Below are 12751 nucleotides of genomic sequence, written 5' to 3' on the forward strand. Positions count from 1 at the left end.
CCCACGTTCCCATCTCGTGCAGCGGGCCGGAGGTCACCGGCCCTGCGTCAGCGCTTGGTCGTGTCCGTCGGCTCAGCGACCGGGCGGGAGCTGGTCACGTCACCGGGAGCGGCCTGGATGGTGCGCTGAGCCGGGGTCTCGCCGTTCGGCGGCGCGGAGGCAGCCGTGGTGTCGTCCTGGCCCTCCGTCTTCATCGCCTTGGCCTCGCTCTTGAGGATGCGCGCAGACTTGCCGAGCGAGCGAGCCATGTCCGGAAGCTTCTTCGCGCCGAACAGCAGAATGATGACGACGAGGATGAGAATGATCTCGGTGGGGCCGAGCCTACCCATAGCTTTTACCTTCTTCACCGAGGCGACAGGAAGTCCTTGTGTCCGGCTGGTCGGACATCATCCGACCATCGGCTGTGGGCGATCGTAACCCGCAGGAGTAAACGTCAGGCAATGCCTGTGCATACTCCATGTTCGGCCAGCGCCTCGTCCCTGGGCCGCGCTCTTGAGCGTACCTGCCCCGGGTGAGAAGTTGACAGGCCGGAATGACTCAAAGCGCCCGGCAGGGACGGCTCACAGCGCATCGACAGAACGCGCCGCGGTCGCGGAGGCCCGTTCCAGGTCTTCTGCCGCGCGACTGATCCGATGTGCGGAATCCGTGACCTGCCTGCCCAGACGCTCGGCTTCCAGGAAGACCCGGACAGCAAGAACACCGAGTACAGCGATTCCCAGGAACCCCACAGCGATCGCGAGCATCGGCCAGAACATGCGCCGCCCCTAGACGGTGGAGTGCAGCCGCAGGGTCCGCACTCCCCCGCCGGTGAGGAGTTCCACGATCCGCTCACCGGCCGGCTTGCGCACGGCCGCCCCGCACTCGGGGCAGGTGAAGGAGTAGAAGGTCGTCTTCGGTGTGGCGCCGATCGCCAAGCGCAGAGCGTTCGCGGAGAGTTCGAAGTGGGCGCGGCAGTCGGGGCAGGCGGCCTTGAACACCACGGGATCCACTCTCGTCATGCCCGAGAACGCGGATGTCACGGACATTCCTTGCGTACCAGACATCGCCGACCTGCTCACAGCCCTTGCTCCTGCCTGCCGTACAGCCCGTCCTGAACTCCATGCGGCACCTCGGGGAGACTCTCCCCCACTCTCGGCTCCTCCCCCACTCTCGGCTTCGCTCGAGCGGGGGGACCCCCATGAGCGGGGGGACCCCCATCGCCCGGTGGCTCGTCGTACGCCGCGAGCGCCTCGCGTGCCGCCTGCCGGGCGCTGTCCGCGACCTCACGCGGCGAGACGATCCGGCCGTCCCGCCCGAGCCGCAGCGCGAGGCGGCGCAGCGAGGCGGGATCGGAGGCACGCAGGGTGATACGCAGCCCGCCGTCCGGGAGTTCATCGGCGCTGTCGTGGGGGTAGTACTCGGCGACCCAGCGCCCGCCCGGCCCGACCTCGACGACCACTTCGGGATCCTCGGCGGCGGGCTGCACCAGCCCCTCGGAGAGGTCCCGCAGTTCGATCTCGGGCGGCGCGGACGGCTCGTCCAGGATGCGGATCTCCGCGACCCGGTCGAGCCGGAAGGTGCGCCGCGCCTCGGAGCGGCGGCACCAGGCCTCCACGTAGGTGTGGCCGACGCTGACCAGGCGGATCGGGTCGATCTCGCGCTCGCTGAGCTCATCGCGCCCGGGCGAGTAGTAGCGGATCCACAGCCGGCGCCGCTCGGAGATCGCCCGGTCGACGTCCGCGAAGACCCCGCCCTCCGACTCGAACGTCACCGACAGCCGGGCACTGGCGCCCGCCGCCTCGCCCGCCGCGGCCTCCACCTTGGCGGTGGCCCGCAGCAGCGCCTGCCGGTCGCCCTCCCGCAGCCCGGGCAGGGTGGACACGGCCCGGGCGGCCACCAGCAGCGCGGTCGCCTCGTCGGCGGCGATCCGCAGCGGCTCGGCCGCCTCCGCGCCCAGGGCGCCCGGGTTGCGCCACCAGATCCGGTCGCCGTCGGTGTCGATGTCCAGCAGATCGCCGCCGCGGAAACTGGTCCCGCACAGCGGCAGCACATCGAGGTCGGAGATCAACTCGTCCTCGGTGATCCCGAAGGCCCGGGCGACATCGCTGACGCGCGCACCGGGGCGCTCCCGCAGATACGTCACCAGGGACAGCATCCGCCGCGTCTGGTCGATGGCACTCACTGGCCTGACCGGTTTTCCCGCCACTTCTCCTACGCCCCCTCAGCCCTTGGCCACGGCGCGCAGCCGGTCCACGACATCGGCCCGCAGTTCGGCGGGCTCCAGGACCACCACATCGGGCCCGAACTCCACGAGCCAGGCGTCCAGGCCATGCCCGTACGGAATCTCCAACTCGTCCCAGCCGTCGCCCAGTTCCCGTACGGAGACGGCCTTGGCGCGCAGCGGGTAGCCCGCCCCGCTGCGCAGCCGGATCAGCGCGGAGCGGTCGGCTGTCTCTCCGGCCCAGCTCGCGACGGTCTCCCGCACGGTGACGACATCGGGCACCTCGGCCGTGAACTTCCCGCTCCGGTTACGAACCTTGCCGGTGATCCGCGACAGCCTGAACACCCGCTCGGCGCCCCGGTCGCGGTCCCAGCCGGCCAGGTACCAGTGGCCGCGCCAGCACTCCAGCGCCCAGGGCTCGACGATGCGGGGCTCGGGGCGGGCGGCGGTGGCCTTGCGGTAGTCGAAGGAGACGGGACGGCGGTCTCGACAGGCCAGCATCAGCGGTTCGAAGGCCGCCTCGTGCACGGGGATGTGCGGCTCCAGGGCGCCATGGGCCTCGTACGGGTCGACGTCCTCGGGAAGTCCGGCCGCACGCAGCTTCTGCAGAGCGCCGCTCGCCGCGCCCGCGAGGCGGGCCTGTTGCCAGACCTTGGCGACCAGGCCCAGGGCGGCGGCCTCCTCGGCGTCGAGCGCGATGGGCGGCAGGCGATTGCTGTCCCGGCGGGCCAGATAGCCGACCTCGCCGTCCAGGCTCTCCACCGTCTCGATGACCAGGCCCAGCTCGCGCAGATCGTCCTTGTCGCGCTCGAACATCCGGTTGAAGGAATCGTCCGAACCGGTTGCGCCGCTGCCCGGCCTGAAGGCCTCGACGTAAGCCTCGATGGAATCGCGCAGCTCACGCTTGCTGAGCGGCCGCCGCGTCCCGAGCAGACACAGCGCCAGGTTCATCAGCCGCTCGGCCTTGGCAATGGCCATCGACGTCCTTCCTTATGGTGCTTCCGATCGATGACCGTACCGCTCCGGAGTGTCGTGGCAAAAGCCGAGGGCCCATGCCCGACAGGCATGGGCCCCAGCTGATCGGGTCCGGTCGGACCAGATCACACGGCGTACGAGGACCGGCCCGCGAGCCACTCGCGGCCGGCCCCCGCGAAGATCAGACCGCGACCAGGTCGCAGACGAAGATCAGCGCCTCGCCCGGCGCGATACGGCCGCCACCGGCACCGCGATCGCCGTACGCGAGGTGGGCGGGGATGGTCAGCTGACGGCGCCCGCCGACCTTCATGCCCTGCACACCCTGGTCCCAGCCGGAGATGACCTGGCCGACGCCGAGCTGGAACTCCAGCGGCGTACCGCGGTTCCAGGAGGCGTCGAACTCCTCGCCGCTGGAGTAGGCCACGCCCACGTAGTGGACCTTGACGAAGTCGCCGGCCTTCGCGACCGGCCCGTCGCCCTCCCAGATGTCCTTGATCTCGAGGTCGGCCGGGGGCTCGCCGCCCGGGAAGTCGATCTCGGGCTTCTCGATGCTCACTGCACTGGCTCCTGTGTCGTACGTACGTCATGCCTGACGAATGATTGGGCAACCTGCCCAGTCTTACATCACGGCCAGGATGTCGGCGGCGAAGACAAGAGTGGAGTTCTTCGGGATGCCCTGCGTCTCCTGCGCACCGAAAGCCTGGTCGGGGGGCAGAACGAGCAGCACCCGGCTGCCGACCTTCTTGCCCACGAGACCGTTCTTGAGACCCTTGATCGTCAGCTGGTCCAGCGGGAAGGTCTGGGTCTTGCCCGTCTTGTAGGTGCTGTCGAACTGCTTGCCGCCCTCCCAGAGCAGAGCGGAATAGTTCAGGACCACACTGTCGGTCCCCTTGACCTCGGCACCGTCGCCCTCCAGCACGTAGTTGGAGACCAGCTTCTTCGGCGGGTCGACGTCCTTCGGCATGGTCACCTTCGGCTCCTTGCCGTCGGTGTTGGTGCCGACCTTGGGCAGGCTGATGTTCTCCTGGGCAACCTCCGTGCCCTTCGCCGAGGCCGGGATCTTCGTGCCCTTCACGATGTCCACGACAAAGACCAGCGTGGCGTTCGCCTTGATGTCGCCCTGACCCTGCGCCCCGTACCCCTGGTCCGGCGGGATGACCAGCTCGACACGGCTGCCGACCTTCTGGCCCTCCAGACCCTTCTCCCAGCCCGGGATGACGCTGCCACCGCCCAGCGTGAGCGAGAACGGCTGACCCCGGTCGAAACTGTTGTCGAAGGGCTTCGCCTCGTCGTACTCCTGCCCGAGGTAGTTCACCTCGGTGGCGTCGCCCTTCTCCAGCTTCGCGCCGTCGCCCTCACTGATGACCTCGACCTTCAGCCCCTTCGGCGGAGTCCCCTCCCCCTTGGCGATGGTCGGCTTCTTCCCGAACTCGGTACCCTTGGTGATCGCGGGCACTCCGTTCTTCGCGGCGGTGGAGTCGGAGCCCTTGTCGTCATCACTTCCGCAGGCCGCTGTGGAGAGCAGCAGCAGGGGGACGAGAAGGCCGGCAATTCGGCGCACGTGTTCCTCAGATCTCAGACGGCACTGTGGTTGCCCGCCACCCTAAGGTGTGCCACGGGCTCCGTACGAGAACGTACGGAGCCCGTGGCCGGTTCCCCTCAATGCGCGCTTACATGCCCGCGATGAGCTTCTCCACCCGGTCGTCGACGGAACGGAACGGGTCCTTGCACAACACCGTGCGCTGTGCCTGGTCATTGAGCTTGAGATGGACCCAGTCGACGGTGAAGTCCCGGCGCTGCTCCTGCGCCCGCCGGATGAAGTCGCCGCGCAGCCGCGCCCGAGTGGTCTGCGGCGGCACGGACTTGCCCTCGAAGATCTTCAGGTCATTGCAGATCCGGGTGGCCTGTCCCCTCTTCTCCAGCAGGTAGTACAGCCCTCGACGACGGTGGATGTCGTGATACGCGAGGTCTATCTGCGCGACCCGAGGATGCGACATCGTCATGTTGTGCTTGGCGCGGTACCGCTCGATGAGCTTGTACTTCATCACCCAGTCGATCTCGGTGCCGATCCGGTCGAGGTCCTCGGCCTCGATCGCGTCCAGCGTGCGACCCCACAGCTCGAGGACCTGCTCGACGGTGCCGGTGCGGATGCCGCGCCGATCGACGAAGTCCACCGCCTTCTCGTAGTACTCGCGCTGCACCTCCAGGGCGGAAGCCTCACGGCCGCTGGCCAGGCGCACCTTGCGGCGGCCCGTGATGTCATGGCTGACCTCGCGGATCGCCCGGATCGGGTTCTCCAGGGTCAGATCGCGCATCACCGTGCCCGCCTCGATCATGCGCAGTACGAGATCGGTGGCGCCGACCTTGAGGAGCATGGTCGTCTCGGACATGTTCGAGTCGCCCACGATGACGTGCAGGCGACGGTAGCGCTCGGCGTCCGCGTGGGGTTCGTCACGCGTGTTGATGATCGGCCGGGAACGGGTCGTCGCCGAGGAGACGCCCTCCCAGATGTGCTCGGCCCGCTGACTGACGCAGTACACCGCGCCACGCGGCGTCTGCAGCACCTTGCCGGCACCGCACAGAAGCTGCCTGGTGACGAGGAACGGGATGAGGATGTCCGCGAGCCGGGAGAACTCCCCGTGGCGGGCCACCAGATAGTTCTCGTGGCAGCCGTAGGAGTTGCCCGCCGAGTCGGTGTTGTTCTTGAAGAGGTAGACGTCGCCCGCGATTCCTTCCTCGTGCAGGCGTCGTTCGGCGTCTACCAGGAGTCCTTCCAGAATGCGCTCGCCGGCCTTGTCGTGGGTGACGAGTTCTGTCACGTTGTCACATTCCGGTGTGGCGTATTCCGGATGTGACCCCACGTCGAGATAGAGGCGGGCGCCGTTTCGCAGAAAGACATTGCTGCTGCGGCCCCATGACACGACACGGCGGAAGAGGTACCGCGCCACCTCGTCGGGAGACAGTCGACGCTGTCCCCTGAACGTACACGTGACGCCGTACTCGTTCTCCAGCCCGAAAATGCGGCGGTCCATGACTGAACATTACGCCTGATGCCCTGTGCTGAAACGAGGTTCGGGTGCACCGTTTCGATCATTTTCCGATGCGGCTTCAACCACCGCACCGCTGCCCGTAGCTGCGAGGACCCGCCCCGTGGCCAGCAGAACAAGCAGCGCCACGGCCCCCGCGACACCCGGCAGAGCGAAGCCCGACACCGCGCCTCCCCACTCGACGACCGGTCCCGCGAGACCCGTCCCGACCGACATTCCCACCGTGAACGTCGTCACAAGCCAGGAGAACGCCTCGGTGACGGTCCCCCTCGGCGCATGCCGGTCGACCAGGACGAACGAGCAGGCGATACAGGGCGCCAGAAACACCCCGGAGAGCGCGATCAGCATCGCCATGGCGACCACACCCGGCGTCAGCGTCAGCGGTACGTAGAACACCGCCAGAAGCGTGACCAGCACCCGCAGTCGCCGCTCCGGCGCACCGCTCCACTGCCGCGCCCCGTACACGGTGCCCCCGACGAGCGCGCCGAGCCCGATGGCCGCCATCAGCCAGCCGTACGTCACATCCCCGCCGTTGTCGTCCGCGTACGACATCGCCGCGACATTGATCGAGCCCAGCGCGATACCCACGAAAAGGAACGCGCCGAGCAGGACGAGCAGACCGGCCGAGCGCAACGCACCGAGCCAGTGCGCCTCACGCGGCGCCGAACGCCACGCGCGCGAAGGTCGCGACACCACCACGGAGAGCGCGCCCAGCACCCCTATGACGTTCAACACAAGAAGCGCGGCCTGCGCCGACCACAGCGACACGCACAGCGTGACGAGCAACGGCCCCACGGTGAACATGACTTCCTGCGCCACGGCATCCATCGCATACGCCGTGTGCACCTGGTCCTCCTTACGGAGGACCGTGGGCCACAACGCCCGCAGACCGCCCTCCAGAGGCGGCGTGAAGAACCCGGCGACCACCATCAGGACGTACGCGAGCGCAAGCGCCCCGATGCCCGTGAAAGCGAACACCGCCATACCGAGGGCGGAGACGAGCGCGGCGGGCAGCTGCACACGCGGCTGCCCGAGGAGGTCCACCAGACGCCCGAGAACCGGCTGCCCCACGGCATTCGACACCCCGTACACCGCGGCCAGCGCGCCGGCGAGGCTGTAGCTGCCGCCCTCGGTGCGGACGAACAGCAGGACGGCGATCGCGGCCACGGCGTTCGGCAGCCGTCCCACAAGAGTGCCGGCCAGCAGCCGAGCGGCGTGCCTCGTTCTGAGGATCTCCAGGTAACGCGCGGCCATGTCACGCCCTTCTCGTAGCCCGTGGCAGCTGACGTTGTACGTATAACTTCCTTGGTCATACGTACCATGTGGCCAGTCCGCGAGTCCAGCAGAAAGAGCAGGTCGACGGTGGCACGAGGAAGCACCCGCCCCACGAGCCGCGACGTCGCCCAGGCCGCCGGAGTCTCCCAGGCCGCCGTCTCCCTCGTACTGGGCGACAAATGGCGCGGACGAGTCTCCGAGGCAACAGCCGAACGAGTACGCCAGGCCGCACGGGAACTCGGCTACCGGCCGAACCTCGCCGCCCGCAACCTACGGCTCGGCCAGGCACGAACAGCCCTCCTGGTAGTGCCCGCACTCACCAACGAGTTCTTTGCCGCCGTCTACGAAGGAGCCGCCCGCATCGCCGCCAAACACGGCTTCGGCGTCGTCCTGTACCCCTCACCCGAAGGCATCGGCCCCGCCCGGGACCCCTTCGCCTCCGCCCGAGCCGCCCTGGACGGCGTCATCGCCTCCTCCATGGCCTCCGAAGCCCTCACAGAAATCCGCGGCGACGACCTCCCCCTCGTCATGCTGGACAGCGACCCGGCCGGCAGCCTGGGCGCCACCACCGTCAACCTCGACATCACCGACGGCATGCGCCAGATCACCGAACACCTGCTGACACTTGGCCACCGCCGGTTCCTCCACCTCGCCGCAGACATCGACTCCTGGACCTTCGACGTACGCGCCCGGGAACTCGCCGCCCGCGTGGCAGAACGAACCGGCACCGACGTACGCACGGCAAAGGCGCCCATCACCATCGAAGGGGCACGTACCGCGGCCGAAGACGCCCTACGCGCCCCGGGCCCCCGGCCCACCGCCGTCATCTGCGACGACGACAAACTCGCCGTCGGCGCCTACAAGGCCGCCCGCCACCTCGGCCTGCGCATCCCCCACGACATCTCCGTGACCGGCTTCGACGACCTCGCCCTCGCCACAGCCATCGAACCCGAACTCACCACCGTCCGCCTCGACGCCGAACTCTTCGGCGAACGCGGCATGACAGCCCTCCTCGCAGTCCTGGAAGGCGAAACACCACCGGAAGGCAACATCCCCGTCGAACTCGTCGTACGAGGCTCCACAGCGCCACCACACCCATCCTGAACGCCACTGCGCCCCGGCCCCGCAGCGAGGCGGGACAGGGGCGCAAGGTGACGACTGGCGGACTTACTTCTCGTCGGACGCGTCCGACCCATCGGCATCATCAGACCCATCGGACTCGGCGACGTCCGCAGCCCCGTCCGAACTGCCACCCTCCAACAGGCGGGACAACTGGCCACCCACAATGCGCTTGAACTTGCGCTGCTGCGGACGCGTACGGTCCAGAACCGCCACCTCAAGACGCTCCGCGGGAATGTCCCGCTCACTGCCATTGGTATCGCGGGACAGGGCCTGAACAGCCAGCTTCAACGCCTCGGCCAGCGTCATACCATCCCGGTGACGCTGATCCAGATAGGTGCTGATCTGCTCGGCATTGCCACCCACCGCGACCGAGCCATGCTCGTCCACGATCGACCCATCGTGCGGCAACCGGTAGATCTGATCACCATCGGGCGTCACCCCGACCTCGGCCACCACAAGCTCCACCTCATACGGCTTCTCCGCCGAACTGGAGAAGATCGTGCCGAGCGTCTGGGCATACACATTGGCCAGACCGCGAGCAGTCACATCGTCACGATCGTAGGTATAACCCCGCAGGTCGGCGTAGCGAACACCACCGATGCGGAGATTCTCGTACTCGTTGTACTTGCCGGCGGCCGCAAAGCCGATCCGGTCATAGATCTCGCTGAACTTGTGCAGCGCACGGGACGGGTTCTCGCCGACGAAGACAATGCCGTCGGCGAACTGCAGCACAACCAGGCTGCGGCCACGGGCGATGCCCTTGCGCGCATACTCCGCCCGGTCGGCCATGGCCTGCTGAGGTGAGACATAGAACGGCGTCGACACCGGCTATCCGTCCCTTTCTGTGGAAGTCACTCGATCACCTGAACAAGAGGGGCCCACAAGGGCCGCAGTCAGAGCAACGCCGCACGCGGACCGTCAGGCCGCTCCATACGCCGCTCCAGGATCGAGCGGGCGATCTCAGAGGACTCCTCATCCGTGAGACGGCGGAACCCGTCCTCGGTGATCACGGTGACGATCGGATAGATCCGACGCGCGACATCGGGACCACCGGTCGCCGAGTCGTCATCGGCCGCGTCATACAGAGCCTGCACGACCAACGTCGTGGCCTGCTCCTCGGTCATGTCCTCGCTGTACAGCTTCTTCATGGCACCGCGCGCGAAGATCGAACCCGAACCCGTCGCCGCGAAGCCGTGCTCCTCGGAACGACCACCCGTGACGTCGTACGAGAAGATGCGCCCCTTCCCGCGATCCACGTCGAACCCCGCGAAGATCGGCACCACGGCGAGACCCTGCATGGCCATGCCGAGGTTCGACCGAATCATCGTCGACAGACGGTTCGCCTTGCCCTCCAAGGAGAGCTGCGCACCCTCGACCTTCTCGAAGTGCTCCAGCTCCAACTGGAAAAGCTTCACCATCTCAACAGCCAGACCCGCCGTACCCGCGATCCCCACCGCCGAGTACTCATCAGCCGGGAACACCTTCTCGATGTCCCGCTGCGCGATGACATTCCCCATGGTGGCCCGCCGGTCACCGGCGAGCACGACGCCGCCGGGGAACGTGGTGGCCACGATCGTGGTGCCGTGCGGCGCCTCGATCACTCCCTTGACAGCGGGCAACTGCCGGTTCCCCGGCAGGATCTCGGGCTGGTGATCGGACAGAAAGTCCATGAAGGACGACGAACCGGGCGTCAGGAAGGCAGCCGGTAGACGCCCGGTGCTACGAGTGTTGGCTTCCACGCGTTTCCTTCCACGTATGTCGCAGCCCGCCTTATGACGTCGGGCCGATCCTTGAACTGCCCCAGCGCGGCGTTGCGGCTGAAGCACAGTACGTCTCGGACCCTACCCGTCTCGTGGCAGTGATCCACATGAATGACCGGAGCCTTTGGACTGATCACGCAGGGCCCGTCCGGGAGGTGATCATCTCGGCGCGCTGGGCGCCGGTCGTGCCGTACTGGCGCTTCAGGTTGACCCTCGTCCCTGGGTCGCCTTACCAGGTGTCGGACGTTCTTCCCACGTGCGTTCTGATGCCTTTGCCGACTCTCCGCCCAGCACTCTCTGCGGTGCGGCTGGGGGCCCGTCACGAGACGCCTTGTTACGCGAAGGCGTCCCGTGACCGGACCCTCTGACAGCGAGAGCACTTCTCCCGCCCGAGAGAATCGGACATTAACCCCTATTCCCCACCTTTTTGGACAAATGACCGAACGAAGTCCTCGGCATTCTCCTCGAGGACATCGTCAATCTCGTCCAGGACGGAGTCCACGTCGTCGCTCAGCTTCTCCTGGCGTTCCTTGAGGTCTTCCGATGCCTGCGCGTCCTGCGCAGTCTCCTCGACCTCCTCGGTGGAACGCGTTGCCTTCTGCTGGCCGCCGCCGGTGTCCTTGGTCGCCATAACCCTCACCCCGCTCGGTTCGACGTTCTTGATCAGACCCTACAAGCAGGGTCCGACATTGGCCCCACAGTTGCTACAACGTCCGGGGACCACCTTCATGATTCCCGGACGCTGCCCTTTCCACCCCGCCGGCCTCGTTCCGCTGGTGGGGCCGGCCGGGTCCGTTCAGCCGCCGGAGAGGACCTTGACCAGGTCTTCTGCGGTACGGCAGCGGTCCAGGAGCTCTTTCACGTGATTACGCGTTCCGCGAAGCGGCTCGAGGGTTGGTACGCGTTGGAGCGAGTCCCGGCCGGGGAGGTCGAAGATCACCGAGTCCCAGGAGGCGGCTGCGACGTCGTCCGCATACTGCTCGAGGCAGCGTCCGCGGAAGTAGGCGCGAGTGTCCTCTGGTGGCTTGGTGCGGGCTCGTTCCACGTCTGTGTCGTCGAGGAGGCGCTTCATCTTGCCGCGGGCCGCCAGACGGTTGTAGAGGCCCTTTTCGGGGCGTACGTCGGCGTACTGGAGGTCGACGAGGTGGAGTCGTGCCGCGTCCCATTCGAGGTTGTCACGGCGTCGGTAGCCCTCCATGAGTTCCCGCTTGGCGACCCAGTCGAGTTCGCCGGCGAGGCTCATGGGGTCGCTTTCGAGGCGGCTGAGGACGTCTTCCCAGCGGGTGAGTACGTCCTTGGTCTGTTCGTCCGCGTCGGCGCCGTATCGCTCTTCGACGTATTTGCGTGCGAGTTCGAAGTACTCCATCTGGAGTTGGACTGCGGTGAGTGTGCGGCCGCTGCGGAGCGTGATCAGGCGCTTCAGTGAGGGGTCGTGTGAGACCTGGTGGAGGGTGCGTACGGGCTGGTCGACGGCGAGGTCGACCGCGATGAAGCCGTCCTCGATCATGGACAGGACCAGGGCGGTCGTGCCCAGCTTGAGGTACGTGGAGATCTCCGACAGGTTCGCGTCGCCGATGATCACGTGCAGGCGGCGGTACTTCTCGGCGTCGGAGTGCGGTTCGTCGCGCGTGTTGATGATCGGGCGCTTGAGAGTCGTCTCGAGGCCGACTTCGACTTCGAAGTAGTCGGCGCGCTGGCTGAGCTGGAAGCCGTGTTCGTGGCCGTCCTGGCCGATGCCGACGCGGCCTGCGCCGGTGATGACCTGGCGTGAGACGAAGAACGGCGTGAGGTGGCGCACGATGTCTGAGAAGGGGGTTTCCCGCTTCATCAGGTAGTTCTCGTGTGTGCCGTAGGAGGCGCCTTTGTTGTCGGTGTTGTTTTTGTAGAGGTGGATCGGCTGGGCACCTGGGAGCTGGGCCGCTCGTTCGGCGGCCTCTGCCATGATGCGCTCGCCGGCCTTGTCCCACAGGACTGCGTCCCGTGGGTTGGTGACCTCTGGTGAGCTGTATTCGGGGTGTGCGTGGTCGACGTAGAGCCGTGCCCCGTTGGTGAGGATGACATTGGCGAGGCCGATGTCCTCGTCGGTGAGCTGGCTGGCGTCGGCGGCCTCGCGGGCGAGGTCGAAGCCTCGGGCGTCCCGCAGCGGGTTCTCCTCCTCGAAGTCCCAGCGGGCGCGGCGCGCCCGGTGCATCGCCGCCGCGTAGGCGTTGACGATCTGGGACGAGGTGAGCATGGCATTGGCGTTGGGATGGCCGGGGACGGAGATCCCGTACTCCGTCTCGATGCCCATTACTCGCCGTACAGTCATGCGGCCCTCCTTGCCCGGCGGCGCCCTCGGTCGGGGGCGCCGCTCAAGTACCGCTGGCGCTCCG

15 protein-coding genes are annotated in these 12751 nt (G+C 67.3%); 1 reads left to right on the forward strand and 14 read right to left on the reverse strand.

Annotated elements, in window-relative coordinates; all coding sequences use genetic code 11:
* Positions 1-47: 47 nt before the first annotated feature.
* The 9 genes from tatA to IEZ21_RS24360 form a co-directional block, all read right to left on the reverse strand.
* Positions 48-329, reverse strand: coding sequence for a Sec-independent protein translocase subunit TatA (tatA, locus tag IEZ21_RS24320; RefSeq protein ID WP_189324014.1), 282 nt, complete (start codon positions 327-329; stop codon positions 48-50).
* 231 nt (positions 330-560) lie between these two features.
* A complete protein-coding gene (locus IEZ21_RS24325; protein ID WP_033323384.1) occupies positions 561-755 on the reverse strand; it encodes a hypothetical protein in 195 nt (64 codons plus the stop codon).
* 9 nt (positions 756-764) lie between these two features.
* Complete coding sequence (locus tag IEZ21_RS24330; RefSeq protein WP_373302283.1) at positions 765-1025, reverse strand: hypothetical protein; 261 nt, start codon at positions 1023-1025, stop codon at positions 765-767.
* A gap of 29 nt (positions 1026-1054) precedes the next feature.
* Complete coding sequence (locus IEZ21_RS24335; protein WP_189324016.1) at positions 1055-2185, reverse strand: helix-turn-helix transcriptional regulator; 1131 nt, start codon at positions 2183-2185, stop codon at positions 1055-1057.
* A 15-nt stretch (positions 2186-2200) separates the two neighbouring features.
* Entirely contained in the window at positions 2201-3178 is a 978-nt protein-coding gene (locus IEZ21_RS24340) for a helix-turn-helix transcriptional regulator (protein ID WP_033323378.1), read from the reverse strand.
* A 178-nt stretch (positions 3179-3356) separates the two neighbouring features.
* On the reverse strand, positions 3357-3731 hold the full coding sequence (locus IEZ21_RS24345; protein ID WP_033323376.1) for an FKBP-type peptidyl-prolyl cis-trans isomerase: 375 nt from the start codon (positions 3729-3731) through the stop codon (positions 3357-3359).
* 63 nt (positions 3732-3794) lie between these two features.
* A complete protein-coding gene (locus IEZ21_RS24350; protein WP_189324017.1) occupies positions 3795-4736 on the reverse strand; it encodes an FKBP-type peptidyl-prolyl cis-trans isomerase in 942 nt (313 codons plus the stop codon).
* Between the two features lie 109 nt (positions 4737-4845).
* Positions 4846-6207, reverse strand: a complete 1362-nt coding sequence (gene pafA / locus IEZ21_RS24355) for a Pup--protein ligase (protein ID WP_033323372.1) — start codon at positions 6205-6207, stop codon at positions 4846-4848.
* Between the two features lie 9 nt (positions 6208-6216).
* Positions 6217-7476 (reverse strand): MFS transporter, encoded by a 1260-nt coding sequence (locus tag IEZ21_RS24360; protein WP_189324018.1) that lies wholly within the window; start codon positions 7474-7476, stop codon positions 6217-6219.
* Between the two features lie 108 nt (positions 7477-7584).
* On the opposite strand from IEZ21_RS24360, the gene IEZ21_RS24365 reads away from it, so the two are divergent.
* Positions 7585-8601 carry a LacI family DNA-binding transcriptional regulator gene (locus tag IEZ21_RS24365; RefSeq protein ID WP_189324019.1) on the forward strand — a complete coding sequence of 339 codons (1017 nt, stop codon included), beginning with the start codon at positions 7585-7587 and terminating at the stop codon, positions 8599-8601.
* Between the two features lie 63 nt (positions 8602-8664).
* On the opposite strand, the gene prcA is transcribed toward IEZ21_RS24365, so the two are convergent.
* From prcA to dop, 5 genes are all read right to left on the reverse strand, one after another.
* Positions 8665-9444, reverse strand: a complete 780-nt coding sequence (gene prcA / locus IEZ21_RS24370; RefSeq protein ID WP_189324020.1) for a proteasome subunit alpha — start codon at positions 9442-9444, stop codon at positions 8665-8667.
* Positions 9445-9512: 68 nt separating this feature from the next.
* Complete coding sequence (gene prcB, locus IEZ21_RS24375) at positions 9513-10358, reverse strand: proteasome subunit beta (RefSeq protein ID WP_189324021.1); 846 nt, start codon at positions 10356-10358, stop codon at positions 9513-9515.
* The gene (locus IEZ21_RS48875; RefSeq protein WP_373302284.1) at positions 10310-10759 is read right to left on the reverse strand and encodes an endonuclease domain-containing protein; all 450 of its coding nucleotides are present in this window, start codon (positions 10757-10759) and stop codon (positions 10310-10312) included. The genes prcB and IEZ21_RS48875 overlap by 49 nt, the downstream gene beginning before the upstream one ends.
* 32 nt (positions 10760-10791) lie before the next feature.
* The gene (locus IEZ21_RS24385; protein ID WP_033323361.1) at positions 10792-11010 is read right to left on the reverse strand and encodes a ubiquitin-like protein Pup; all 219 of its coding nucleotides are present in this window, start codon (positions 11008-11010) and stop codon (positions 10792-10794) included.
* A 165-nt stretch (positions 11011-11175) separates the two neighbouring features.
* On the reverse strand, positions 11176-12687 hold the full coding sequence (gene dop, locus IEZ21_RS24390) for a depupylase/deamidase Dop (protein WP_373302285.1): 1512 nt from the start codon (positions 12685-12687) through the stop codon (positions 11176-11178).
* Positions 12688-12751: the final 64 nt, after the last annotated feature.

It is taken from the genome of Streptomyces flaveus (assembly GCF_014647675.1).
In the GTDB taxonomy this organism is placed as follows: domain Bacteria; phylum Actinomycetota; class Actinomycetes; order Streptomycetales; family Streptomycetaceae; genus Streptomyces; species Streptomyces flaveus.

What these genes read in the sequence shown, in the direction of transcription:
- tatA (WP_189324014.1), bottom strand. Translation starts at nt 329, where the DNA reads ATGGGTAGGCTCGGCCCCACCGAGATCATTCTCATCCTCGTCGTCATC.
- pafA (WP_033323372.1), bottom strand. Translation starts at nt 6,207, where the DNA reads ATGGACCGCCGCATTTTCGGGCTGGAGAACGAGTACGGCGTCACGTGT.
- IEZ21_RS24385 (WP_033323361.1), bottom strand. Translation starts at nt 11,010, where the DNA reads ATGGCGACCAAGGACACCGGCGGCGGCCAGCAGAAGGCAACGCGTTCC.
- IEZ21_RS24325 (WP_033323384.1), bottom strand. Translation starts at nt 755, where the DNA reads ATGTTCTGGCCGATGCTCGCGATCGCTGTGGGGTTCCTGGGAATCGCT.
- IEZ21_RS24330 (WP_373302283.1), bottom strand. Translation starts at nt 1,025, where the DNA reads ATGTCCGTGACATCCGCGTTCTCGGGCATGACGAGAGTGGATCCCGTG.
- IEZ21_RS24360 (WP_189324018.1), bottom strand. Translation starts at nt 7,476, where the DNA reads ATGGCCGCGCGTTACCTGGAGATCCTCAGAACGAGGCACGCCGCTCGG.
- IEZ21_RS24340 (WP_033323378.1), bottom strand. Translation starts at nt 3,178, where the DNA reads ATGGCCATTGCCAAGGCCGAGCGGCTGATGAACCTGGCGCTGTGTCTG.
- dop (WP_373302285.1), bottom strand. Translation starts at nt 12,687, where the DNA reads ATGACTGTACGGCGAGTAATGGGCATCGAGACGGAGTACGGGATCTCC.